Below are 23,199 nucleotides of genomic sequence, written 5' to 3' on the forward strand. Positions count from 1 at the left end.
GCCGTACCGCCTGCCGGCTACCGGCTCACGGCATCGTGAAGACCGTCACCGGCGTGTTCTTGTCGACCTCCGAGCCCGGTCCCGGGTTGGAGTTGATGACCTTGGAGCCCGGGTCGCTGGGCAGGCCCGGCTGGACGTTCACCTGGAGGCCGAGGCCGCCGAGGATGCCCTGGACCTCCTGGAGGGTCTTGCCGCCGATGTCGTCCGGGATCTTGACCTTCTCGGGCTCGGCCGGCTTCTTGGCCTGCGAGAGGGTCACCACGGAGCCCGGGTCGGCCTGCGTGTTCGGCTGGAGGCTCTGCTCGAAGACGGTGCCCTCGGGGACGGTGTCGTTCTCCTTCTCGACACAGTTCGCCTTGAGACCGCTCTCCTCCAGCTGGGCCGTCGCGTCGTCGCAGCTCTGGTTGACGACACTCGGGACCGTGACCGTCTTCTTCGCGCGGGCGACGGTGAGCGTGATCGTCTTGCCGATCTGGAGGTCGGTGTCACCGTTCGGGCTCTGCTCGATGACCACGCCCTCCTTCTGCTCCGACTCCTTCGTCTCCTGCTTCACCTCGAAACCGAGCTTCTGGAGCTTGGCCTGCGCCGTCTCGTAGGTGAGCCCGGTGACGTCGGGGACGGTCTCCTTGGGGGCGCCCGTGGAGATGGTGAGCGTGATCGTGGAGCCCTTGTCGACCTCCGTGCCCGCGACCGGGTCCTGCTTGCAGACCTTCTTCGCGGGCTGGTCCTTGCAGGGCTCGCTGACCCGCTTCAGGTCGAAGTCGCCGCTGTTCTGGGCCATGAGCTTCGCCTCGGCGAAGGTCTTGCCGACGTAGCTCGGCGCGGCGACCTTGTCGTTCCCCTTGTCGTCGCCCCCGATGAACTTGCTGCCGATGAGGATCGCGCCGACGAGGACGAGGACACCGGCGACGACGAGGAGGATCGTCGAGGTGTGGTTCTTCTTCGGCGGGGCCTGCCGGCGCCGTCCGCGCGGCTCCTCGCCGTAGCCGTAGCCGCCGTCGTCCGGGTTGACCGGGGGCAGCATCGAGGTGGGCCCCGCGCCGTTCTGCGCGTTGAACGCCTGCGTCGGCTGGTCGCCGCCGTAGCCGTAGCCGCCGCCCGCGCCCGCCATGCCCATCGCGGCGCTCGCGGCGACGGGGCGGCCTTCGAGGAGCGCCTCGATGTCGGCGCGCATGTCGTCGGCGGACTGGTAGCGGTAGTTGGGGTCCTTCACGAGCGCCTTGAGCACGATCGCGTCCATGTCGGGCGTGATCTCGGGGTCGAAGACGCTCGGCGGCTGCGGCTCCTCCCTCACGTGCTGGTAGGCGACCGCGACGGGCGAGTCCCCGATGAACGGGGGCCGTACGGTGAGCAGTTCGTAGAGCAGACAGCCCGTCGAGTACAGGTCGGAGCGCGCGTCGACCGTCTCGCCCTGGGCCTGCTCGGGGGAGAGGTACTGCGCGGTGCCGATGACGGCGGCGGTCTGCGTCATCGTCATACCGGAGTCGCCCATCGCGCGGGCGATGCCGAAGTCCATGACCTTGACCTGTCCGGTGCGCGTCAGCATGACGTTCGCGGGCTTGATGTCGCGGTGCACGATCCCGGCGCGGTGCGAGTACTCCAGCGCCTGGAGGATGCCGATGGTCATCTCCATCGAGCGCTCGGGCAGCAGCTTGCGCCCGGAGTGCAGCAGCTCGCGCAGCGTCGAGCCGTCCACGTACTCCATGACGATGTACGGGATCGAGACGCCGTCGACGTAGTCCTCGCCGGTGTCGTAGACCGCGACGATCGCCGGGTGGTTGAGCGAGGCGGCGGACTGGGCCTCACGCCGGAACCGGGCCTGGAACGAGGGATCACGGGCGAGATCGACGCGCAGGGTCTTGACCGCTACGGTGCGGCCGAGACGGGTGTCGTGGGCGAGGTACACCTCGGCCATGCCACCGCGGCCGAGCACGTGGCCCAGCTCGTACCGGCCGCCGAGGCGACGCGGCTCTTCCATAACTGATCCAGCCCTCTCCGTCGATCCCGACCGCACCCGTGTGTGGTCCGGCGGTGTGCTGTCCGGCTTACCGTACCCGTCCCGTACCACGCCTCCCGGCCCGGACCGGGAAGCTGATACCGGACCGGTACCGCCACGTGCGCGGATGCGGCCGGCCCGTGACCGGCTTCACCCGTGAGGGGCGATTTCGGTCACTGCCTCCACGGCGGGGTCCCTGCCCCCGGGGCACGCGGGGGTCACTTCTTGATGACCGCCTCCATGACCGACTTCGCGATCGGCGCGGCGAGGCCGCCGCCGGAGATGTCGTCGTGGTTGGCGGAGCCGTCCTCGACCACGACGGCGACGGCGACCGGGGACCCCTGGTCGGTCTTGGCGTAGCTGACGAACCAGGCGTAGGGCAGCTCGCTGTTGGCGACACCGTGCTGCGCCGTACCCGTCTTGCCGCCCACGGTGACGCCGGGGATCTTCGCGTTGGTTCCCGTGCCCTCGTTGACGACGGTCTCCATCATCGACTGGAGCTTCTGCGCGTTCTCCGCCGACAGCGGGCGGCTCATCTCCTTCGGCTCGGTCTTCTCGATCGTGTCGAGGCTCGGCGACTGGAGCTCGCTCACCATGTACGGCTTCATGAGCTTGCCGTCATTGGCGACCGCCGAGGCGACCATGGCCATCTGGAGCGGGGTCGCCGCCGTGTTGAACTGGCCGATGGAGGACTGCGCGACGCCGTCGGGCGTCATGTCCTTGGAGAAGTTCGAGGCGGCGGAGCGCACCGGGACGTCGTGCTTGGCGTTGAAGCCGAACTTCTCGGCCTCCTCCAGCATCGCGTCCTGGCCGAGGTCGGCGCCGATCTTGCCGAAGACGGTGTTGCACGAGTACTTGAGCGCGTTGCGCAGCGTCGCGTCCTTGCAGGGGATGCTCCCCTCGTTGGGCAGCGGCGTGTTCGTGCCGGGCATGATCCACGGCAGCGGCGTGTCCGTCTTCTGGTCCGGCTGGTACTTGCCGCTCTCCAGCGCCGCCGCCGCCGTCACCACCTTGAAGGTCGAGCCCGGCGGGTACGTCTCGCGCAGCGCGCGGTTCATGAGCGGCTTGTCCTTGTCCTTCTCCAGCTTCGAGAAGGTCTCGCCGTCCTTGGTGGAGATCCCGGCGAAGGACGAGGGATCGTACGAGGGCGTCGAGGCCAGCGCCAGGATCGCGCCCGTCGAGGGGTCGATCGCGGCGACCGCGCCCTTCTTGGAGCCGAGCCCGTCGAACGCGGCCTTCTGCGCGGCGGTGTTGATCGTCGTGACGACGTTGCCGCCCTGCTTCTTCTTGCCGGTGATCATGTCGAGCGTGCGGCGGAAGAAGAGCCGGTCGTCGTTGCCGGTGAGGATGTCGTCGTTGAGGCTCTCCAGCTGCGTGGCCCCGATGAGCTGCGAGGAGTAGCCGGTCACCGGCGCCCACATGGGGCCGTTCTTCCAGGTCCGCTTGTACTTGTAGCTGATCCCGTTGGTGTTCTTCGAGCCGGTCACCGGCTTGCCGTCGGCGATGATGTCGCCGCGCGGTTGGGCGTAGCGCTCGATGGTGACGCGGGGATTGGCCTCGTCGCTCTGGAGGCTGTCGGCCTTGACGTACTGGATCCAGTTGTCGCGCAGCAGCAGGGCCAGGACGAGCAGCCCGCAGAAGATCGCGATACGGCGGAGCGGCTTGTTCACGGGCGGACCACCTGCGTCATCTCGGCATCGGAGTTGGGAGCGGGCGCTGGGGCCGGTCTGCGGGCGGTGTCGCTGATGCGGAGCAGGATGGCGAAGAGCGCCCAGTTGGCGATGATCGAGGAACCGCCCGAGGCGAGGAAGGGCATCGTCATACCCGTGAGCGGGATGAGGCCCATGACGCCGCCCGCGACGACGAAGACCTGGATCGCGAAGGCGCCGGAGAGTCCCGCGGCGAGGAGCTTGCCGAAGGGGTCGCGGGCGGCGAGCGCGGTGCGCATGCCTCGTTCGACGACCAGCGCGTAGATGATCAGGAGGGCCATGATGCCGGTGAGCCCGAGTTCCTCGCCGAAGGTCGCGAGGATGAAGTCGGAGTTCGCCGCGAAGCCGATGAGGTCGGAATTGCCCTGACCGAGGCCGGTGCCGAGGGTGCCGCCCGAGCCGAAGGACCACAGCGCCTGCATGGACTGCTCGGTGTGGCCGAGGACACCCTTCTGACTGAGCCGGAACTCGTTCATCGGGTCGAGCCACGCCTGGACGCGCTGGTGCACGTGCGGTTCGAAGGAGGCGACGCCGACCGCGCCGACCGCCGACATCAGCAGACCGAAGATGATCCAGCTCGTGCGCTCGGTCGCCACGTACAGCATGACGACGAACATCCCGAAGAAGAGCAGCGAGGTACCGAGGTCGGTCTCGAAGATCAGGATGAGGATCGACACGACCCATACGACGATGATCGGGCCGAGGTCGCGCCCGCGCGGCAGGTAGACGCCGAGGACGCGGCGGCTCGCGAGGGCGAGCGCGTCCCGCTTCACCATGAGGTAGCCGGAGAAGAAGACCGCGATGACGATCTTGCCGAACTCGGCGGGCTGGATCGAGAAACTGCCGACGTGGATCCAGATCTTCGCGCCGAACGTCGAGGGCGCCCCGAGCCCCGGCACGAGCGGCAGGAGCAGCAGGACGAGCGCGCCGACCATCGAGATGTACGTGTACCGCTGAAGGATGCGGTGGTCCTTGAGGACCAGGAGCACCCCGGCGAAGAGCGCGATGCCGATCGCCGAGTACATGAGCTGCTTGGGCGCGGCGGGTGCGAAGGTCCTCGCCTGCTGGAGCCGCTCGGACTGGTCCAGCCGCCAGATGATCACGAGCCCCAGCCCGTTGAGGAGCGTCGCGAGCGGCAGGAGCAGCGGATCGGCGTACGGGGCGAAGCGGCGCACCGCGAGGTGGGCGACGCCCGCGAGGAGGCCGAGGCCGATCCCGTAGCCGAGCAGGCCCGCGGGGAGGGAGCCGTCGATCGCGAGCCCGACGTTCGCGTAGGCGAAGACGGGGATGACGACGGCGAAGACGAGAAGGGCGAGTTCGGTGTTGCGGCGGCTGGGCGCGCCGATGGAACCGATGGTCGAGGTCTGTGTCGTACTGCTGCTCATGGTGTGATCCGGCCCCCTGTGGCGCTTACTGCTTTCCGCACAGCGGGACCAGCTTCTGCTCTTCCTCCGAGAGGCTGGGGCCGGGCGACGGGCTTGCTGCGGTCGTGGTGGCGTGCCAGGCGACGGGGTTCGCGGTGCTCGTGCCACCGGGCGTGGCGCCCGGGGTGGCGCCCTGCGGGGTGCCCGCGCTGCCCTGCTGCTCCTTCTCCCGCTGCTCCTTCGCGCGCTTGTCCCTGGCCTCCTTCTCGGCCTGGGCCTTCGCGGCGGCCTTGCGGCGCTCGGCGTCCTTCTTGCACGCCCCGGCCTGGGTGTCCAGCTCGTCGATCTTCTTCTGGGCCTCGGCGCGCGAGGACTCCGTGATCGTGCTCTCGACCTGCTTCTGCTGGTAGGGCGGCAGGTACTTGAGTTCGATCTCGGGGTGGGAGCGGTCGACCTTCGAGAGGTCGATCCAGGCCAGGTCCTGGCTGATGCCCTGGTAGAGGGCGACGTGGTCGTCCTCGACGCCCACGTAGTACTGGTTCTGGGTCCAGCGGTAGCCGCCGTAGAGGCCGCCGCCGATCACGGCGAGCGCGACGACGGTCCACAGGCTCCGCTTGAGCCAGCGCCTGCCGCCGCGCGGTTTGCCGTACTCGCCTTCGTCATCCCAGTCCTCGGGGGCGTACGAGGGCGCGGCGCCGGAGCCCGCGGAGCCGTAGCCGCCGGGGCCCTGGGCCTGGCGGCCGAGGCCCGAGGCGCGACCGGCCGGGGTCTGCATCGCGCCGTCGTCGTGGGACTGGTGCTGGTTCTCCGCCACGGCGCCGACGACGACGGGGGTGTCGTTGAGGGCGACGGACATGGTGTCGGCGTGGTCGACGTCGAGGACGTCGGCGACGATGACCGTCACGTTGTCGGGGCCGCCGCCGCGCAGCGCGAGCTGGATCAGGTCCTGGACCGTCTCCTGCGGGCCCTGGTAGCTGGCGAGCGTCTCCTCCATCGTCTGGTGGCTGACGACGCCGGAGAGACCGTCGGAGCAGAGCAGGTAGCGGTCGCCGGGCCGTACCTCGCGGATCGAGAGGTCGGGTTCGACCTGGTCGGCGCTGCCGAGGTTGCGCATGAGCAGCGAGCGCTGCGGGTGCGTCGTGGCCTCTTCCTCGGTGATCCGGCCCTCGTCGACGAGGCGCGCGACCCAGGTGTGGTCCTGGGTGATCTGGGTGAGGACGCCGTCGCGCAGCAGGTACGCGCGCGAGTCCCCGACGTGGACGAGGCCGAGGCGCTGACCGGTCCACAGCAGCGCGGTGAGCGTCGTGCCCATGCCGTCGAGCTGGGGGTCCTCCTCGACCATGAGGCGCAGCCGCTCGTTGGCGCGCTGCACGGCGACGCCGAGCGAGGTGAGGATGTCGGAGCCGGGGATCTCGTCGTCGAGATCGACGAGCGAGGAGATCACCTCGGAGCTGGCCACCTCGCCCGCCGCCGCGCCGCCCATGCCGTCGGCGATGGCGAGCAGCCGGGGACCGGCGTAGCCGGAGTCCTCGTTGCCCTGACGGATCATGCCCTTGTGCGAGCCGGCGGCGAAACGCAGGGAAAGACTCATGCGTACCTCGCCTCTCGGCTGGTCCGGGGACAACCGGTCCTGTCGAGCCACACTGCCCACCCTCCGGTCGGGAGCACGGTCGGTTCCGCGTCGGGGACCGCCGCGGCGGACGCCTTCGTGACCGCCGGGGTTCGCTCGCTCCGCTCGCTCATCTGTCGTACTACTTCCGCAGCTCGATCACGGTCTTGCCGATGCGGATCGGCGCGCCCAGCGGGACGGGGACCGGCGTGGTGAGCCGGTTGCGGTCCAGGTAGGTGCCGTTGGTGGAACCGAGGTCCTCGACGATCCACTGCCCGTCGCGATCGGGGTAGATCCTGGCATGGCGGCTGGAGGCGTAGTCGTCGTCGAGGACGATCGTGGAGTCGTGCGCGCGGCCGAGCGTGATGGTCTGCCCCTGGAGGGCGACCGTCGTGCCCGTGAGACTGCCCTCGCTGATGATCAGCTTGGTGGGCGCGCCCCTGCGCTGCCTGCCGCCCTGCTGCTGGCGCTGCGGCGGGGGGCTGCTCGCGGCGCGTGCCCGGCCCCCGTCGCCACCCCCGCGCTGGGCCCGGCGCTGCGAACCGCGCTGGGTGACGCGCGTACCGAACAGGTCGCTGCGGATGACCTGGACGGCCACGATGACGAACAGCCACAGAACAGCCAGGAAACCCAGCCGCATGACCGTCAGGGTCAGCTCTGACATTGCCCCCGCTTCACCCTTCGGCTTGCCGGAAAATAATGGTCGTGTTGCCCACGACGATCCGTGAGCCGTCGCGGAGCGTAGCGCGGGTGGTGTGCTGCCCGTCCACCACGATGCCGTTGGTGGACCCGAGATCCTGGATCGTCGAGGGCGTTCCGGTCCGGATCTCGCAGTGCCGGCGCGAGACGCCGGGGTCGTCGATCCGCACATCGGCTTCGGTGCTGCGGCCGAGCACCAGCGTCGAGCGGGTGATCTGGTGGCGGTTGTTGTTGATCTCCACCCAGCGTCTGGTCCGGTCCTGCCCGCCGAAGCCGCCGCCGGGCACGGGCGCGGGGCGCACGGGCTGGGCGTGGGGCTGGCCGGGGGGCGGGCCCTGGGGCATCGGCGGCGCGCTCGCGGGGCGGGGCGGGTAGCCGTAGCCGGGCGGTGCGGCCTGGGGCGGCTGCGGGTGCGACTGCTGGTACGGCTGCTGCGGGGCCTCGGCGCTGGTGCTGGAGGCGAGCGTGCGGCTGCGGACGCGGTAGAGGCCGGTGTCGAGGTCCTCGGCGCGCTCCAGATGGACCTTGATGGTGCCCATGAAGGTGTACCGCTGCTGCTGCGCGTAGTCGCGCACCATGCCCGCCAGCTCGTCGCCGAGCTGTCCGGAGTACGGGCTGAGGCGCTCGAAGTCGGGGGCGCTCAGCTCGACGATGAAGTCGTTGGGCACGACGGTCCGGTCACGGTTCCAGATCGTCGCGTTGTTGTCGCACTCGCGCTGAAGCGCTCCGGCGATCTCGACGGGCTGCACCTCGGACTTGAAGACCTTCGCGAAGGTGCCGTTGACCAGACCTTCGAGGCGCTGCTCGAACCGTTTCATGACTCCCATGAGGGCACCTCCCAAGCCGTGCTCGTCGCTGTACTACGTCTGTACCGCGTCTTGTACTTCGTCCGTGCTGCTGCGGTTCTGTCGCTGTCCTGCTCCGGGTCCGCCCCGGTCCTGCTACTGGTACTGCTTACTGATCGTATCCACGCGCGGGGAAAACGGGTGGTTCCCCCTGTCGCCCCCGGTCACGAGTGTCGCCCCTCACAAGACGTACCCGCCGACAGCGCCGCGAGTGCGCCGAATCCGGTACAGATACGCGGCGTTGGACCGTGGGCCGCTTCCGTCCCCGCCCTCTCGAACAGGGATCGTAAAGCCGCTCACCGCCCAGTGTCCCCCACCTCGGCCACGAGCTGCGCGGGGGCGGGGTCGGGGGGCGGGAGCGAAGGGGGCGGGTGGGGGCGCTTCGGGTGGGGGCGGGGGGCCGCGTACGGGGGGCGGGGGCGCGTACGAGGGCGGGGCGGCTCCTTGTCGCGTTGGTGCGGCGGGGGCGGGGGCGCCGCGTACGGGGGCGGGCTTCGTGGGCGGGTGGCGGGGTGTTTCGGCGGCGGTCGGCGGGGTGGTGGGGGTCACCGGAAGCGAGATGAATCCGACCCGGTCAGCGTGCTAATCTTCTGATGTCGCCAGGGCAACACGGCGGCAACACCCAATTTGCGCGGGTGGCGGAATAGGCAGACGCGCTGGATTCAGGTTCCAGTGCCCGAAAGGGCGTGGGGGTTCAACTCCCCCCTCGCGCACACAGTAAGAGGCGGCACCGTGAAAACGGTGCCGCCTCTTTTCGTACGGCCGCTGTGAGTTCAGCCACTGCTGACGCCGCTGAGCCGGTGGGTGCGGGGTCCGGGACGGGCCCCGGACCCCGCGCCGCCGGAGCGTGAGCTCTCACACAGCCAGCTCTCCCACGCCCAGCTTTCACACAGCCAGCTTTCACACAGCCAGTCGCGCGGCCAGCGCCTTCGCCTTGACGTCCGCTTCCTCGAAGGCCTTCTCCCGGCTCGCCCGCGCCAGCGGCCGCAGCTCCGCCAGCTCCTCCTTCACCGGTGCCAGCGTCAGCTCGGGCACGATGAAGTCGACCTCGGCACCCAGCATCCCGGTGAGCACCTTCTCGACGTAGTTCGTCACGAACTCGAAGCTCTCGCGCGGCGTCCCGGGCGCGTACGAACCGCCACGGCTCGCGATCACGGTGAACGGCAGCCCCTTGACGGTGCCCTCGGCGCCACCGGTGCGCCCGACCACGATGACCTGGTCCAGCCACGCCTTGAGCGTCGAGGGGATCGAGAAGTTGTACATGGGCGCGGCGAGCAGCACCGCGTCGGCGGCCTCCAGCTCGGCGACCAGCTCCTCGCGCGCCGCGACGGCCGCGCGCTGCTCCTCGGTGTGCCGCTCGGCGGGCACGAGGCCGGCGGAGAGGGCGTCCCAGTCGAGGTGCGGCACGGGGTGGGCGGCGAGGTCGCGGTGGACGACGGTGCCGCCCGGGTGCGCCTCCAGCCAGTTCTTGACGAAGGCCGCGCCGACCTCGCGCGAGGAGGACTGCTGAGGGGCGAGGGCCGAGTCGATGTGCAGCAGGGTTGCCATGGGGACTCCAGGTGTGAGGTGCGTCGTACTCCGGGCGGTACGGCGAGGCATGCCGGGGGCATGCCGGGGGCATGCCGATGCGTGAACTTTTCTCTGGAACTAGTAATAACACAGGTGCTTACTTTTCCGCAGTAGTCAGCTGGCGGGCGGTACCCTGGGAGGCATGGCGGAGAAGGCGGCGGAGAGCGACGCGGCGTGCACCGAGGTCGGCAGAGGGATGACCCTCGTCTTCAACCTGCTGGGCAAACGCTGGACCGGGCTGATCGTCGCCGTGCTGATCCCGGGTCCCGCGCACTTCGCCGATCTGCGCCGGGCCGTTCCCGGCATCAGCGAGCGGATGCTCTCCGACCGCCTCACCGAACTCGCGGGCGCGCGCCTCGTCGTACGCGAGGTGGACGAGGGCCCACCGCTGCGCGTCAGCTACCGCCTCACCGAGGCCGGCGAAGCGCTCGGCCCCTCGCTCGCCTCGCTCGGCGACTGGGCGGAGCACTACCTGGAGGACGTGGGCTCCCCCTGCACGGCGGCCCGCGCGGCGGCCCGCCGGGCGACGGGGGACGCGGACGCGGGGTGCTGAGGCACGGGGCCTGCCGCCGCTGAGGCGCGTGGGCCGGCGACGGCGGCGGTGGAATCCGCGTCGTAGGGTGCCTGCCACGCGTACGTCGTAGGGTGCCTGCCACACGTACAGCGCCCGGAACCCGTACCCCGTGGGAACGGGAACCCCGTGGGAACGGGAGGGCGCGCGGACGAGGGGGCGGTCGGCGCATGACGGAGACGGTGGCGACGGACACGGCGGCGGAGAACCGCGCGGGAGGGGCGCCCCGAACGGGGGTGGGCGCCGCGATTCGTACGGCGGTGGGCGCCGCGTCCCGTACGGAGGCGGGCGCCGCGACGAGTACCGAGGGCCCGGCGGTGATACCTGTCGCAGCGGGCGCCGAGGCGGGGCCGGGGCGGATACCCGAGGTGGCCGGTTTCGCGCGGCGCAGTGGCGCCGGGGGTGGGAAGGCGTACGGGAAGTCGCTGCGCGAGCGGGTGCCGCGCGCCGCGCACGCGGAGTTCGTGCGCGATCCGGCGCGGCCCGATCCGGTCGATGTCGTGGCGGAGTCGAACCGGGGGCGGTTGCCCGCGCTCACGCCGCTGCGGGCGGAGCGGATGGCCGCGAGCCCCTTCGCCTTCCTGCGGGGAGCGGCCGGGCTGATGGCGTACGACCTCGCGCGCACGCCCGTCACCGGCGTGGGTGCCCAGCTGTGCGGCGACGCGCACGCGGCGAACTTCGGGCTCTACGGGGACGCGCGCGGCGAACTCGTCATCGACCTGAACGACTTCGACGAGACCGCGTACGGGCCCTGGGAATGGGACGTGAAGCGGCTCGCGACCTCGCTCGTGCTCGCGGGGCGCGAGGCGGGGGCGAGCGAGGAGGTGTGCGCGGACGCGGCGCGCGACGCGGCCGGCGCGTACCGGCACACGATGCGGTTGCTCGCGAAGCTACCGGCGCTCGACGCCTGGCACGCCGTCGCCGACGAAAGCCTGGTCTCGCACGCCGACGCGAAGGACCTCGCGGGCACGCTCGCGCGCGTCGCGGCGAAGGCGCGGCGCAATACGAGCGCGCGCTTCGCGGCGCGTTCGACCGAGGCGACGCCGGACGGCGGGCGGCGCTTCGTGGACGCGCCGCCCGTGCTGCGCCGCGTCGGGGACGCGGAGGCGCCGGCCGTCGTGCGGGCGCTCGGCGACTGGCTCGGGACGATCGCCGAGGACCGGCTGCCGCTCCTCGCGCGTTACGCGGTGCACGATGTCGCCTTCCGCGTCGTCGGCACGGGCAGCGTCGGCACACGCTCGTACGTGGCGCTGCTCCTCGACCACCGGGGCGAGGCGCTCGTCCTCCAGGTGAAGGAGGCGCGCCCCTCGGTGCTCCTGCCGCACCTCGGGACGGCCGGTTTCCCCGCGCCGGAACCCGTGACGCACGAGGGGCGGCGCGTGGTGCTCGGGCAGCGGCGGATGCAGGTCGTCAGCGATCACTTGCTGGGCTGGACGACGATCGGGGAACGTCCGTACCAGGTGCGGCAGTTCAGGAACCGGAAGGGCAGTGTCGATCCGGTGTCACTGGCTCCGGCGGAGCTGGACGACTACGCGCGGATGACGGGAGCGCTGCTGGCGCGGGCCCATGCGCACACGGCTGACCCCCGGGTGATCGCTGGATATTGCGGAAAGGGCGGGGAGTTCGAGGAGGCGGTGGGGGGATTCGCCCGCGCGTACGCGGATGTGACGGAGGGGGATCACGCGCGGTTTGTGGCGGGGCGGTGAGGTGGAGGGGGGAGTGCTAGCGCGCGCTGGGTGCGGGGCGGGGCGCGATGGGGGCTGGGGTGTGGGGGGTGTGGGGCGGGGCCCGATGGGGGCTGGGGTGTGGTGGGTTGGGTGCGGGGCGTCGTGGTGGGTTGGGCGGGGCGCTGTGCTCGCACGCAGGGAGGCTGCTGTGCTGGCCTGCGGGCGGGCCGCTGTGCTGGCCCGGAGGCAGGTCTCCGCTGGCCTGTGGGCAACCCGTCGGCGCCCCACGCCCCCGCCGCGGACAGCCGCACGCCCCCGCTGCGGACAGCCGCACGCCCCCGCTGCGGACAGCCGCACGCCCCCGCTGCGGACAGCCGCACGCCCCCGCTGCGGACAGCCGCACGCCCCCGCCGCGGACAGCCGCACGTCCCCGCCGCGGACAGCCGCACGCCCCCGCCGCGGACAGCCCCACGCCCCCGCCGCGGACAGCCCCACGCCCCCGCCGCGGACAGCCCCCACCCACCCGGGGGGCTCCCCTGAGACCATTCTTTCAGCCCCCACCACCCCCACCCCACCCCTCCGCCCCCATCTGTGGACAACTTCGGCGAACCCGTGAAACCTCTCACCCGTGAGGCTGAACGCGGCTGGAAAATCAGCGGAGTTATTCACAGATTTCGGCCCGGAAACCCAAACCCTCATATCATCCGCCGCGTGACCTAGGCTGGCCTGGTGACGACCCCGGAAGACGAGTCCCCGCAGCCCGCCCCGCCGACGCCGCAGGGCGGCGCCTCCCCCGCCCCGGACCCCGCCTCACCCTCCGCACCGGCTGCCGGATCGCCCGACGGGACATCCCCCGCCGGAGAAGCACCCGCCGACGGAACCCCCCGCCCCGAGGCGCGCCTGGAGCGGGCCGTCCGCGCCGCCGAACAGGCGCTCATCGAGTACGAGATCGCCGTCGAGACCTTCCGTATCGAGGTCGAGAACTTCTCCCGTCTCCACCACCAGCGCCTCGGCCCCGTCTACGCCCGTCTCGACGAACTGGACGCGCTCATCGCCGAGGCCCGCGCGGCACGCACCGGCAGTGACGAGGACCGGCTCACCGCCGCGCGGCTGCGTGCGGAGGCCATGCCGATGCCCGCCGTCGAGGAGCTGTTCCACGGCTGGATGGGCGCGGAGGGCCTGTGGCCCGAGGCCGCCGCGATGCTCACCGAGCAGCCCGTGCGCCCCCCGGAGCGCGTCCGGCCGAGCGAGGAGGCCCGCGCGCTCTACCGCGAACTCGTCCGCAAGGCCCACCCCGACCTCGTACAGGACGAGAAGGAACGCGCGCGGCGGGACGAGTTCATCAGCCGCGTCACCACGGCGTACGGGCGCGGCGACGAGGCCGCGCTGCGCGCGCTCGCCACCGAGTGGGAGTCGGGCCCGGCGCCCCAGCCGGTTTTCCCGAGCCGCAGCGAGGAGCTGTACGCGCGCCTGGAGTGGCTGGCGCAGCGCAAGGACATGATCGCGGCGGTGGCGCACGAGCTGGAGGAGAGCGCGATCGGCTCGATGCTCCGCCTCGCGCCCGACGACCCGGACCGCCTCATCGAGGAGGTCGCCGAGCAACTCCTCGCCCAGGTCGCCGAGAAGGAGCACGAACTGCTCCGCTGGACCTCGGGAGAGGCACCGGGCGCCGGCGGTACGGGGGAGGGCGCGGCGGACACGGGTACGAGCACGACGACGGACGCCGGTATGAGTACGGGTACGGCTACGGGCACGGAGCAGGCCGGGCCCGCCCCGAACCCCGCGAACCCCGCGGACGTCGCCGACGCGGCGGACGCGGGCAGCTCGGGGGACGACCCCGCGTCCGGCGGCGGCCGGGTCGGGTAGCGTCTCAGCCATGCATTTCGGATCTCTGCCCAGTGTCGGTGTCGGCGAGCTGAAGGCCGACGACTTCCTCCTCGACGTCCGTGAGGACGACGAATGGCAGGCGGGTCACATCGAGGGCGCCCTGCACATCCCGATGAGCGACTTCGTCGCGCGCTACGGCGAAGTCACCGAGGCCGCCCCGCAGGACGGCACGGTCAACGTCATCTGCCGCTCCGGCGGCCGTTCGGCCCAGGTCACGATGTACCTCGCCCAGCAAGGCATCGACGCCGTCAACGTCGAGGGCGGCATGCAGGCGTGGGAAGCCGCGGGCAAGCCCGTCGTCGACGACAAGGGCGCCGCCGGCTTCGTCATGTGAGCGGGCGGTGGGGCGGGAAGGGATGAGTGCGGACGACGGCACGGCGGACGACGCCCTAGGCGACGACGGCGCGGCGGCCGATGGCGCACCGGCCGCGGACGCACAGGACTCCCGCGATACGGACCGGGCGCGCGCCCCCGCGCCGTACGCCGCCTCCACGCCGGGCACTCCCCCCGCGCCGTACACCGCCTCCACGCCGGGCACTCCCCCCGCGCCGGGCACCGCCCCCGCCCCGAGCGCCGTACCGCAGACGGCCCCCGCCGCGGACCCCGCCCCCTCCGCCGGGCTCGCCGCGCTCTCCCTCCCCTTCCGCCTCCTCGGCGCGCTCGCGCTCGCCGTCGTGCTCGTCCTCACCGGGCTGCATCTCTCGTTCCTCTTCCTCCACGTCGCCCCGGCGAACACGGTCGGCACACAGCGGGCGAAGGCCGTGAACGCCTGGATCTACCCGGAGTTCGAACAGAACTGGAAGCTGTTCGCGCCCAACCCGATCCAGCAGAACACCGCCGTGCAGGCGCGCGCGAGCGGCCTGCGGGCGGACGGCACCAGCTTCGTGACCGGCTGGTACGACCTGTCCGCGCGCGACGGCGCCGCGCTGCACGGTGCGCTGCTGCCGAGCCACACCCGGCAGAACGTCCTGCGCCGCGCCTGGGACCTCTACGCCTCCTCGCACGACAACGACGGGACCCCCCTCGGCAACCGGGGCGAACTGTCGGCCGCGTACCTCACCCGCCTCGCGACCCAGCGCCTGGAACGCGCGGGCGCGGGCGGCCCCGGCGCCGAGCTGACCCGGATACGGGTACGGGCCCGGATCACCCCCGTACCGCCCCCGCCCTGGAGCGGCGAGAAGCTCGGCACCCGCCCCGCCTACCGCACCCTCGACTGGTCGGAGGCCCACCGATGACCCGGCCCACGCCGGAGGGCACACCGAAGACCGAGCCCACCCGGCCGGAGGGCACACCGGAGACCCAGCCCACCCCGCGGGCGACACCGAGGCCCGCCGCCGTCCCCCGGCCCCGCGCCCCCGCCACCGACGCGGGACGACGCCCGTCCCGCTTCGCCGCCGCCCGCGCGGCACTCGGCACCGCCGTCGCGCGGGTCACCGGCTCGACGCTCGGCGCCCGGCAACTGGCCGCCGTACGCATCGGGGCCGCCGGGACGTGGGGCGTCTACCTGCTGCGGGAGTGGCCGCACCGCGCGGAGCTGTACGGGCCCGGCAGCGCGTGGGGCTGGGACCTCGCGCGGCGGCTCGTCTCCGGCAACGGGGCCTTCACCGCCCTGCTGTGGTCACGGAGCGAGGCGTGGTTCACCTGCGTGTACGTGCTCGCCCTGCTCGTCTCCTTTCTGCTCGTGCTCGGCTGGCGCACGCGGACGATGTCCGTGCTCTTCGCGCTGACCGTGCTCTCGCTCCAGAACCGTTCGGTCTTCGTCGGCGACGGCGGTGACAACCTCCTCCACCTGCTCGCCCTCTATCTGTGCCTGACCCGTTGCGGGCAGGCGTGGTCGCTCGACGCCCGCCGCCGCGCCCTCGGCCGCCCCGACCGCGCGGGCCCCTGGCTGTGGGGCCTGCTCGGTGCCGGGCTGCTCGCCGCCTGGCTGAGCGACCGCCTCACCCCCGGCTGGACGCTCGCCCTCACGGTCACCTGGGCGGCCCTCGGCACCTGGTGGTTCCTCGAACGCCACCCGCTCGGCGAGACTCGCGCGCTCGCCGACGTCCTCGGCAACCTCCTGCACCACGCCGGGCTGCTGATCATCATGGCGGAGACCTGCCTCGTCTACGCCACCGCCGGTTGGTACAAGATCCAGGGGAGCCGCTGGCAGGACGGCACCGCTGTCTACTACCCCCTCGAACTCGACTCCTTCTCGCCCTGGCCGGCGCTCTCCCACGCCCTCGCCGCCCACGGCACCCTGATCGCCCTCCTGACCTACGGAACGGTCTTCGCGCAGGTCGCGTTCCCGTTCTCGCTCCTGAATCGCCGGGCCAAGAATGTTCTGATCATCGTGCTGGCCGCCGAGCACCTCGGGATCGCCTTCCTCCTCGGGCTCCCCTTCTTCTCCCTCGCGATGCTCGCCGCCGACGCGGTCTTCCTGCCGACCGGCTTCCTGCGCGCGGTGGAGCGCGGGGCACGCCGGGCGAGGCGCGGGGCGCGCCGGGTGACACGTCGCGGAGGCCGCCGCCGGGCCCGTACGGCCACGAGACGCACGGCCGATCGCGAGGCTCCCGTACGGCCGGAAACGGGGAGTGTCAGTGCCGCCCCGTAGGGTGCACGGCATGCGTGAGTACGAGGCGGCCGACGAGGCCGCGAGGGAGGCCGCCGCCCGGGAGGCGGCCGGGCGCTGGCACGCGCTCACGGCCGGTCTGGAAGGGATCGCCGTCGTGCTCCTCGACGGCTTCCACGCGCTGAAGCACGCCCTGCGCTTCGGCGCGGACGTGCCGCTCGCGATCGCCGAGGACCGTGCGGCGGCGCTCGCCCTCGCCGAGGAGCTGGCCCCCGACCTCGTGCCACGCCTCGCCGAACTGCTCGTCCCCGTCCCCGCGGCCCTCTACCGCTCGCTCGTGCCACGTCCGCACCCCACCGGCGTCGCCGCGCTCGCGGGGCGACCACCCGTGCCCGCGTTCGCCGGGCCCCGTACGAGCCCGCTCCTGGTCCTCGACGAGCCCCGCAACCTCGGCAACGCGGGCGCGGTGATCCGGCTCGCGGCCGGTTTCGGCGCGAGCGGCGTCGTGACGACGGGCGACCTCGATCCCTGGCACCCCGCCGTGGTCCGCGCGGGGGCCGGACTCCACTTCGCGACGCCTGTCGCGCGCCGTACGGTGCCCGAGCTGCCACCGGGGCCGCTGTGGGCCTTCGACGCGGAGGGCGAGGACCTGCGCGGCCTGCGGGTCCCCGACGACGCGCTGCTCGCCTTCGGCTCCGAGCGGCACGGGCTGACGGCGGCGGTACGGGAGCGAGCCGACCGCCTCGTCGCGCTTCCCATGCGCCCGCAGGTCTCCAGCTACAACCTCGCGACGAGCGTGGGCATGACCCTCTACCACTGGTCACTCGGCGCGGGACGACCATGAAGCGGGGCCCGGCCGAGGCGGAACCGGGGCTGAGCGGCTCGGGCCGAACGGCTCCGGGCTGAGCGGCTCCAGAGCCCCGGTCTCAGCGGGGCCGCAGACCGTCGAAGGCCAGGTGGAGTACGGCGTCCGCGAGGTCCTGCGCGCGCTCCCGTTCCTGCTCGCGGGCGTCCGCGTCCCCGCCGTTCGCCGGGCGGTACCACTCGACGATGGAGTTGATCATGCCGTAGAGGAGGCGCGTCGCGAGCCGCGGGCTGAGGTCCGCGCGCAGTCCGCCCTCCGCGACGGCGGCCTGCACGAGGTCGGCGAGGCGGTGGTCGAAGTCGCGGCGGCGTTCCATCGCCCAGCGCTCCGCGTCCGTGTTGCCGCGCACCCGCAGGAGCAGCGTCACGTACGGAAGCTCGGCGACCAGGAGCGCGACCGTGCCCCGGACGACGTACTCCAGGCGCTCCGTCGCCGTGCCCGAGCGCGCGCCCTCCTCGTCGAGCACCCCGAAGAGGCCGTCGAGGGCGCGGCTCACGGCCCTGCGCAGCAGCTCCTCCTTGCTGGAGACGTGGTGGTAGATCGAGGATTTCGAGATCCCGGCGGCCCGCGCCAGGTGCTCCATCGAGGTGCCGTCGTACCCGCGGTCGTTGAAGACGCCCACGGCGACGGAGAGGAGGGATTCCGGCGTGTAGGCATCGCGCTTGACCGCAGCCGTCATGATCAGGACCACCGTTCAGGGGAGGGCTCAGCGGCTCTCCTTCGTGCCGACCGATCGTTCGGTCACTCTAACGCCGCCGCGCCGCGTTGCCCAGGCCGGAAGTCCCCGCCGGACGCCCCCGCCGGGAGCGGTCAGCGGGCCGGGTGGTCCGCCGGGTGCTCCGGCGCCGCCGAGGATTCGGGACCCTGGCCCACTTCTTCCTCCTCGAAGACCAGCAGCGTACGGGTACTGAGGATCTCGGGGATCGCCTGGAGACGGGTGAGGACGAGCTCGCGCAGGGCCCGGTTGTCCGGCGAGTGCACGAGGACCAGGACGTCGAAGTCGCCCGAGACGAGCGCGATGTGCGAGACCCCCGGCAGCGCGCGCAGCTGGCGGTGCACGGTGCGCCAGGAGTTCTGCACGATGCGCAGCGTCAAGTAGGCGGAAGCGCCCTGGCCCGCGCGTTCGTGGTGGACGCGGGCGCCGAAGCCGAGGATCACGCCGTCCTCGACGAGGCGGTTGATGCGCGCGTACGCGTTCGCGCGCGAGACGTGCACCTGCTCGGCGACCGAGCGGATCGAGGCGCGCCCGTCCGCCTGGAGGATGCGCAGGATGTCGTGGTCCACCGCGTCGAGCGGACGCGGCTCGCGGGGGCGCGCGGCAGGCGGGGGAGCGGAGCCGCGCTCGGCCGTACCGGCCGCGGCCGCCGTACCGGATGCGCCCGCCGCGCCCGCCGCGCCGCCCGCGGCTGTGCGGGACGCCGAGGGACGCAGCCGGGGCGGTGGGACCTCGCGCGGGCGCGCCTCGGCCTGCGGTGCCGCCTCGTGGCGCGGGCGGGCGTGCCCGGCCGCGCGGCCCTGCTCGCCGGGCCTGCTGTCGTCGGTTCGTTCCCGTCGTGTCATGTCCCGCCCCGTGCCCTGTCGTCCTGCCGCTGTCGTCGCTGCCGTGCCCACGTGCCACCGCGTACGGCGCCGGGCCGGCTCGTGGCCGTGGCGCCCCGGGTACGCGTCGGCCCGCACGCGTACCGCTGTGCCGTGGGCCGTTCCGCTGTGCGGGACCCGTACCGCCGCGCGCGAACCGGCCACCGCGCCCGTGCCGCGGGCTCCGCCCCGGCGCTCAGGGCCGCCCGGCTCGTACGTGGTTCTCGCTTACTTGTTCCTACCCTCCCGCACTCGCCTGTCGATCCGTGCCCCCCGCGCTGCCGTGGGACGGGTGGGAGTGGCGCGGCCATTCGTTCAGGCGGGGCCGGTGGCGAACGGCGCGTCATGGACGCCTGGTCATCATCAGACGCCGTATGGCGCAGATTGTCCACAGGCCCGGGTCGCCTGTGGCCAAAATGCGCTGATCCTCGCACCATCAGGAGGTGAAGCGGGTCACAGGCCGACCCGCCCCGCCCTGCTTTCCCACGAGTGGTGTTCTCACAAGGAGGTGCCGGACATGACGGTCGTCGAGCGTCAGGGGCAGAGAGACGCGCCCCACCCCGCCCCGCCCCCGCACTGGCGGCCCCGCACCGACCCGGCCCCCCTGCTTCCCGATGCCGAGCCCTACCGGCTCCTCGGCGTGGCCGCCGCGCCCGCCAAGCCCGGGGTCCGGCGCTCCAAGGCGGCACCGAAGAAGTCCCCGGCCGCCGCGGCCGACCCCGCGCTGCTGCGCCGCCTGTACGCCGAGCTGGTGCGCGGCCGCCGCTACAACGCGCAGGCCACGGCCCTCACCCGGCAGGGGCGGCTCGCCGTCTACCCCTCGACCACGGGGCAGGAGGCCGCCGAGATCGCTGCGGCGCTCGTGCTCCAGGACCAGGACTGGCTCTTCCCGAGCTACCGCGACACCCTCGCGGTCGTCGCGCGCGGCGTCGACCCGCTGGAGACCCTGACGCTCCTGCGTGGCGACAAGCACACCGGCTACGACCCGCACGCGACCCGCGTCGCGCCCCTGTCCACGCCGCTCGCCACGCACCTGCCGCACGCGGTGGGCCTCGCGCACGCCGCCCGGCTGCGCGGCGACGACGTCGTGGCGCTCGCGATGTGCGGCGACGGTGGCACGAGCGAGGGCGACTTCCACGAGGCGCTCAACTTCGCCGCCGTCTGGCAGGCGCCCGTCGTCTTCCTCGTGCAGAACAACGGCTACGCGATCTCCGTGCCCCTCGACAAGCAGACCGCCGCGCCCTCGCTCGCCCACAAGGCCGTGGGTTACGGAATGCCGGGCCGGCTCGTCGACGGCAACGACGTGCTCGCCCTCCACGAGGTGCTCGGCGAGGCCGTGCGGCGGGCTCGTACGGGGGGCGGGCCCACGCTCGTCGAGGCCGTCACGTACCGCCTCGACGCGCACACCAACGCCGACGACGCGACCCGCTACCGCGAGCCGGAGGAGGTCGAGGCCTGGCGCGCGCACGATCCGGTGCGGCTCCTGGAGCGCGAGCTGCTCGCGCTCGGCATCCTCGACGAGGACGCGATCGACGCGGAGCGCGAGCGCGCCGAGGAGTTCGCCGCCGGGCTCCGTGCCCGCCTCAACGCGGACGCGGACCTGCGTCCCGGGGAACTCTTCGCCCACGTCTACGCCACGCCGACCACGCACCTCGCCGAGCAGGCGGAACAACTGCGCGCGGAACGCGAGGCGGAGGCGGAGGCCCAGGGCACGGGCGCCGCCCACGACGCGGGTCGCACGGGCACCGCGCACGACGAAGGACGGGAGAGCGGCCGATGACGACCGCCACGACGGTCACCAGCACGCCCACGACGGTGGCGCCCAAGCCCACCACGATGGCCGCCGCGCTCAACCGCGCCTTGCGCGACGCGATGACCGAGGACCCCGCGGTGCACGTGCTCGGTGAGGACGTCGGCACGCTGGGCGGCGTCTTCCGCATCACCGACGGCCTGGCGGCCGAGTTCGGCGATCAGCGCTGCCTCGACACACCGCTCGCCGAGGCCGGCATCCTCGGCGCGGCGGTCGGCATGGCGATGTACGGGCTGCGGCCCGTCGTCGAGATGCAGTTCGACGCCTTCGCCTACCCGGCCTTCGAGCAGGTCGTCAGCCACGTAGCGAAGATGCGCAACCGCACCGGCGGTCGTCTCCCGCTCCCGCTCACGATCCGCATCCCGTACGGCGGCGGCATCGGCGGTGTCGAGCACCACAGCGACTCCTCCGAGATCTACTACATGGCGACCCCCGGCCTGCACGTCGTCACGCCCGCGACCGTCGCCGACGCCTACGGTCTGCTTCGCGCCGCGATCGCGTCGGACGACCCGGTCGTCGTCATGGAGCCGAAGCGCCTCTACTGGTCGAAGGCCGACTGGTCGCCCGAGAGCCCCGAGCCGGTCGAACCCATCGGGCGCGCCGTCGTGCGCCGCCCCGGCCGCAGCGCGACGCTGCTCACGTACGGTCCCTCGCTGCCCGTCTGCCTGGAGGCCGCCGAGGCCGCCGTCGCAGAGGGCTGGGACCTGGAGGTCGTCGACCTGCGCTCGCTCGTGCCTTTCGACGACGAGACCGTCACCGCCTCCGTGCGCCGCACGGGCCGCGCCGTCGTCGTCCACGAGGCGCAGGGCTTCGCGGGGCCCGGCGGCGAGATCGCCGCGCGCGTCACCGAGCGCTGCTTCCACCACCTGGAGGCGCCCGTACTGCGCGTCACGGGTTTCGACATCCCCTTCCCGCCCCCCATGCTGGAGCGGCACCATCTTCCTGGTGTGGACCGCATTCTCGACGCCGTCGCGCGCTTGCAGTGGGAGGCTGAACGCTGATGCCGCAGGTCCTGGAGTTCGCCCTGCCGGATCTCGGTGAGGGGCTGACGGAAGCACAGATCGTCACGTGGCTCGTGGAGATCGGAGACACCGTCGCGATCGACCAGCCCGTTGTGGAGGTCGAGACCGCCAAGGCGATGGTCGAGGTCCCCTGCCCGCACGGCGGCGTCGTCACCGCGCGCCACGGCGACGAGGGCCAGTCCCTGCCGGTCGGCGCGCCGCTCGTGAGCATTGCCGTGGAGGGGGAAGGCGGCACGGGGCCCGGTCTCGCCGCCGGTACGGGGGCGGGCGCCGCGTCCGCCGGTTCCGCGTCCTCCGCAGCATCCTCCGAGGCGCCCGACACCGCTGCCGCCGACACCGCCTCCGCCGACGACGGCGGCTCCGGGAACGTACTCGTCGGCTACGGCACCGGCACGGCGACCGCGGTGCGGCGTCGCAGGGTCCGTACGAGTGCGACGACCGCGCCGACGGTACGGGTCCGCGAGGCCGAGGCCCCCGCCCCGGCGGCGCCCGAGCCCGCCGCGGCCGTGCCGGCCGTCGCCGTGCCGGCCGATGTGGCCGAGGGCCCCGTGCCCGTCATCTCGCCGCTCGTGCGCAAACTCGCCAGGGACAACGGCATCGACCTGCGCGCCCTCAGTGGCAGCGGCCCCGAGGGCCTCATCGTGCGGGCCGACATCGAGCGCGCGGTCGCCGATTCGGCCCGTACTCCCGCCTCGGCGGAGCCCGTGCCGGACGCCGCCGGGGAACGCGTGCCCCTGCGCGGGATGCGCGGTGCGGCGGCGGAGAAGCTCTCGCGCAGCCGCACCGAGATCCCCGACGCGACGTGCTGGGTCGACGCCGACGCCACCGGACTCCTCGCCGCCCGTGCGGCGATGAACGCGGCAGGCGGTGAGAAGATCTCCGTCCTCGCGCTCTTCGCCCGCATCACGAGCGCCGCGCTCGCCCGTTTCCCCGAGCTGAACTCGCGCGTGGACACGGTCAACCAGGAGATCGTGCGGCTGAAGTCCGTCCACCTCGGCTTCGCGGCGCAGACCGAACGCGGCCTCGTCGTACCGGTGCTGCGCGAGGTCCAGGGCCAGAACGCCGAACAGCTCTCGGCCGGGCTCGCCGCCCTGACCCGCACCGCGCGCGACGGACGGCTGACCCCGGCGCAGCTCACCGGCGGGACCTTCACGCTCAACAATTACGGCGTCTTCGGCGTGGACGGATCGACCCCGATCATCAACCACCCGGAGGCCGCGATGCTCGGCATCGGCCGCATCACGCCGAAGCCGTGGGTCCACGAGGGCGAACTCGCAGTCCGCCAGGTCGTCCAGCTCTCGCTCACCTTCGATCACCGCGTGTGCGACGGCGGCGTCGCGGGCGGCTTCCTCCGCTATGTCGCCGACTGCGTCGAACACCCCGCCCTCCTTCTGCGCACTCTCTGACCCATCGAGGTCTCGTGCCGTGATGTTTCACGTGAAACATCACGGCACGCC

Annotated in this window: 18 protein-coding genes, 1 tRNA gene and 1 pseudogene; 11 read left to right on the top strand and 9 right to left on the bottom strand. The window is 72.6% G+C overall.

All coding sequences use genetic code 11. The annotated features are described in order from the left end of the window. Window positions 1-25: 25 nt before the first annotated feature. The 6 genes from pknB to ACIP4O_RS26605 form a co-directional block, all read right to left on the bottom strand. Window positions 26-1,978, bottom strand: a complete 1,953-nt coding sequence (gene pknB, locus ACIP4O_RS26580) for a Stk1 family PASTA domain-containing Ser/Thr kinase (RefSeq protein ID WP_401578207.1) — start codon at window positions 1,976-1,978, stop codon at window positions 26-28. Window positions 1,979-2,214: 236 nt separating this feature from the next. Next, entirely contained in the window at window positions 2,215-3,666 is a 1,452-nt protein-coding gene (locus ACIP4O_RS26585; protein ID WP_401578209.1) for a peptidoglycan D,D-transpeptidase FtsI family protein, read from the bottom strand. After that, window positions 3,663-5,090, bottom strand: a complete 1,428-nt coding sequence (locus tag ACIP4O_RS26590; RefSeq protein WP_401578211.1) for an FtsW/RodA/SpoVE family cell cycle protein — start codon at window positions 5,088-5,090, stop codon at window positions 3,663-3,665. Before ACIP4O_RS26590 ends, ACIP4O_RS26585 begins: the two co-directional genes overlap by 4 nt. 25 nt (window positions 5,091-5,115) lie before the next feature. Next, window positions 5,116-6,660 carry a PP2C family protein-serine/threonine phosphatase gene (locus ACIP4O_RS26595; protein WP_401578213.1) on the bottom strand — a complete coding sequence of 515 codons (1,545 nt, stop codon included), beginning with the start codon at window positions 6,658-6,660 and terminating at the stop codon, window positions 5,116-5,118. A 160-nt stretch (window positions 6,661-6,820) separates the two neighbouring features. Next, window positions 6,821-7,342: an FHA domain-containing protein gene (locus ACIP4O_RS26600; RefSeq protein ID WP_361332684.1), complete on the bottom strand. Its 522-nt coding sequence runs from the start codon at window positions 7,340-7,342 to the stop codon at window positions 6,821-6,823. A gap of 10 nt (window positions 7,343-7,352) precedes the next feature. Further along, window positions 7,353-8,204 (bottom strand): FhaA domain-containing protein, encoded by an 852-nt coding sequence (locus ACIP4O_RS26605; RefSeq protein ID WP_401578215.1) that lies wholly within the window; start codon window positions 8,202-8,204, stop codon window positions 7,353-7,355. A gap of 647 nt (window positions 8,205-8,851) precedes the next feature. Here ACIP4O_RS26605 and ACIP4O_RS26610 point away from each other — a divergent pair. After that, window positions 8,852-8,935 (top strand) — tRNA-Leu (locus tag ACIP4O_RS26610). 187 nt (window positions 8,936-9,122) lie between these two features. On the opposite strand, the gene ACIP4O_RS26615 is transcribed toward ACIP4O_RS26610, so the two are convergent. Next, window positions 9,123-9,770, bottom strand: coding sequence for an FMN-dependent NADH-azoreductase (locus ACIP4O_RS26615; RefSeq protein WP_401578217.1), 648 nt, complete (start codon window positions 9,768-9,770; stop codon window positions 9,123-9,125). Between the two features lie 163 nt (window positions 9,771-9,933). Between ACIP4O_RS26615 and ACIP4O_RS26620 the strand changes: the two genes are divergently transcribed. From ACIP4O_RS26620 to ACIP4O_RS26650, 7 genes and pseudogenes are all read left to right on the top strand, one after another. Further along, complete coding sequence (locus ACIP4O_RS26620) at window positions 9,934-10,344, top strand: winged helix-turn-helix transcriptional regulator (protein ID WP_401578219.1); 411 nt, start codon at window positions 9,934-9,936, stop codon at window positions 10,342-10,344. Between the two features lie 188 nt (window positions 10,345-10,532). Beyond that, window positions 10,533-12,068 (top strand): DUF2252 domain-containing protein, encoded by a 1,536-nt coding sequence (locus tag ACIP4O_RS26625; RefSeq protein WP_401578221.1) that lies wholly within the window; start codon window positions 10,533-10,535, stop codon window positions 12,066-12,068. 690 nt (window positions 12,069-12,758) lie between these two features. Beyond that, a pseudogene (locus tag ACIP4O_RS26630) lies at window positions 12,759-13,667 on the top strand (hypothetical protein); the annotation flags it as partial. A 238-nt stretch (window positions 13,668-13,905) separates the two neighbouring features. Beyond that, window positions 13,906-14,250, top strand: a complete 345-nt coding sequence (locus tag ACIP4O_RS26635) for a rhodanese-like domain-containing protein (protein WP_007824431.1) — start codon at window positions 13,906-13,908, stop codon at window positions 14,248-14,250. A 22-nt stretch (window positions 14,251-14,272) separates the two neighbouring features. Beyond that, complete coding sequence (locus ACIP4O_RS26640; RefSeq protein WP_401578223.1) at window positions 14,273-15,151, top strand: DUF5819 family protein; 879 nt, start codon at window positions 14,273-14,275, stop codon at window positions 15,149-15,151. Further along, a complete protein-coding gene (locus tag ACIP4O_RS26645; RefSeq protein ID WP_401578225.1) occupies window positions 15,148-16,509 on the top strand; it encodes an HTTM domain-containing protein in 1,362 nt (453 codons plus the stop codon). The genes ACIP4O_RS26640 and ACIP4O_RS26645 overlap by 4 nt, the downstream gene beginning before the upstream one ends. Window position 16,510: 1 nt before the next feature. Further along, window positions 16,511-17,311, top strand: a complete 801-nt coding sequence (locus ACIP4O_RS26650) for a TrmH family RNA methyltransferase (protein ID WP_401578496.1) — start codon at window positions 16,511-16,513, stop codon at window positions 17,309-17,311. An 82-nt stretch (window positions 17,312-17,393) separates the two neighbouring features. On the opposite strand, the gene ACIP4O_RS26655 is transcribed toward ACIP4O_RS26650, so the two are convergent. Both ACIP4O_RS26655 and ACIP4O_RS26660 read right to left on the bottom strand, forming a co-directional pair. Next, on the bottom strand, window positions 17,394-18,011 hold the full coding sequence (locus ACIP4O_RS26655) for a TetR/AcrR family transcriptional regulator (protein ID WP_401578227.1): 618 nt from the start codon (window positions 18,009-18,011) through the stop codon (window positions 17,394-17,396). Window positions 18,012-18,142: 131 nt separating this feature from the next. Further along, window positions 18,143-18,763, bottom strand: a complete 621-nt coding sequence (locus ACIP4O_RS26660) for an Lrp/AsnC family transcriptional regulator (protein WP_401578497.1) — start codon at window positions 18,761-18,763, stop codon at window positions 18,143-18,145. A gap of 664 nt (window positions 18,764-19,427) precedes the next feature. Between ACIP4O_RS26660 and pdhA the strand changes: the two genes are divergently transcribed. Genes pdhA through ACIP4O_RS26675 form a run of 3 tightly spaced genes read left to right on the top strand, consistent with a single transcriptional unit; the run spans window position 19,428 to window position 23,148 of the window. After that, the gene (gene pdhA / locus ACIP4O_RS26665; RefSeq protein WP_401578229.1) at window positions 19,428-20,690 is read left to right on the top strand and encodes a pyruvate dehydrogenase (acetyl-transferring) E1 component subunit alpha; all 1,263 of its coding nucleotides are present in this window, start codon (window positions 19,428-19,430) and stop codon (window positions 20,688-20,690) included. Next, the gene (locus ACIP4O_RS26670; RefSeq protein ID WP_401578231.1) at window positions 20,687-21,721 is read left to right on the top strand and encodes an alpha-ketoacid dehydrogenase subunit beta; all 1,035 of its coding nucleotides are present in this window, start codon (window positions 20,687-20,689) and stop codon (window positions 21,719-21,721) included. Before pdhA ends, ACIP4O_RS26670 begins: the two co-directional genes overlap by 4 nt. Then, window positions 21,721-23,148, top strand: coding sequence for a dihydrolipoamide acetyltransferase family protein (locus ACIP4O_RS26675; RefSeq protein WP_401578233.1), 1,428 nt, complete (start codon window positions 21,721-21,723; stop codon window positions 23,146-23,148). Before ACIP4O_RS26670 ends, ACIP4O_RS26675 begins: the two co-directional genes overlap by 1 nt. Window positions 23,149-23,199 lie beyond the last annotated feature (51 nt).

It is taken from the genome of Streptomyces sp. NPDC088923 (assembly GCF_044749745.1).
In the GTDB taxonomy this organism is placed as follows: Bacteria; Actinomycetota; Actinomycetes; order Streptomycetales; family Streptomycetaceae; genus Streptomyces.

What these genes read in the sequence shown, in the direction of transcription:
- ACIP4O_RS26635 (WP_007824431.1), top strand. Translation starts at nt 13,906, where the DNA reads ATGCATTTCGGATCTCTGCCCAGTGTCGGTGTCGGCGAGCTGAAGGCC.
- pknB (WP_401578207.1), bottom strand. Translation starts at nt 1,978, where the DNA reads ATGGAAGAGCCGCGTCGCCTCGGCGGCCGGTACGAGCTGGGCCACGTG.
- ACIP4O_RS26670 (WP_401578231.1), top strand. Translation starts at nt 20,687, where the DNA reads ATGACGACCGCCACGACGGTCACCAGCACGCCCACGACGGTGGCGCCC.
- ACIP4O_RS26620 (WP_401578219.1), top strand. Translation starts at nt 9,934, where the DNA reads ATGGCGGAGAAGGCGGCGGAGAGCGACGCGGCGTGCACCGAGGTCGGC.
- ACIP4O_RS26625 (WP_401578221.1), top strand. Translation starts at nt 10,533, where the DNA reads ATGACGGAGACGGTGGCGACGGACACGGCGGCGGAGAACCGCGCGGGA.
- pdhA (WP_401578229.1), top strand. Translation starts at nt 19,428, where the DNA reads ATGACGGTCGTCGAGCGTCAGGGGCAGAGAGACGCGCCCCACCCCGCC.
- ACIP4O_RS26605 (WP_401578215.1), bottom strand. Translation starts at nt 8,204, where the DNA reads ATGGGAGTCATGAAACGGTTCGAGCAGCGCCTCGAAGGTCTGGTCAAC.
- ACIP4O_RS26615 (WP_401578217.1), bottom strand. Translation starts at nt 9,770, where the DNA reads ATGGCAACCCTGCTGCACATCGACTCGGCCCTCGCCCCTCAGCAGTCC.
- ACIP4O_RS26675 (WP_401578233.1), top strand. Translation starts at nt 21,721, where the DNA reads ATGCCGCAGGTCCTGGAGTTCGCCCTGCCGGATCTCGGTGAGGGGCTG.
- ACIP4O_RS26655 (WP_401578227.1), bottom strand. Translation starts at nt 18,011, where the DNA reads ATGACGGCTGCGGTCAAGCGCGATGCCTACACGCCGGAATCCCTCCTC.
- ACIP4O_RS26640 (WP_401578223.1), top strand. Translation starts at nt 14,273, where the DNA reads ATGAGTGCGGACGACGGCACGGCGGACGACGCCCTAGGCGACGACGGC.
- ACIP4O_RS26600 (WP_361332684.1), bottom strand. Translation starts at nt 7,342, where the DNA reads ATGTCAGAGCTGACCCTGACGGTCATGCGGCTGGGTTTCCTGGCTGTT.
- ACIP4O_RS26645 (WP_401578225.1), top strand. Translation starts at nt 15,148, where the DNA reads ATGACCCGGCCCACGCCGGAGGGCACACCGAAGACCGAGCCCACCCGG.
- ACIP4O_RS26590 (WP_401578211.1), bottom strand. Translation starts at nt 5,090, where the DNA reads ATGAGCAGCAGTACGACACAGACCTCGACCATCGGTTCCATCGGCGCG.
- ACIP4O_RS26595 (WP_401578213.1), bottom strand. Translation starts at nt 6,660, where the DNA reads ATGAGTCTTTCCCTGCGTTTCGCCGCCGGCTCGCACAAGGGCATGATC.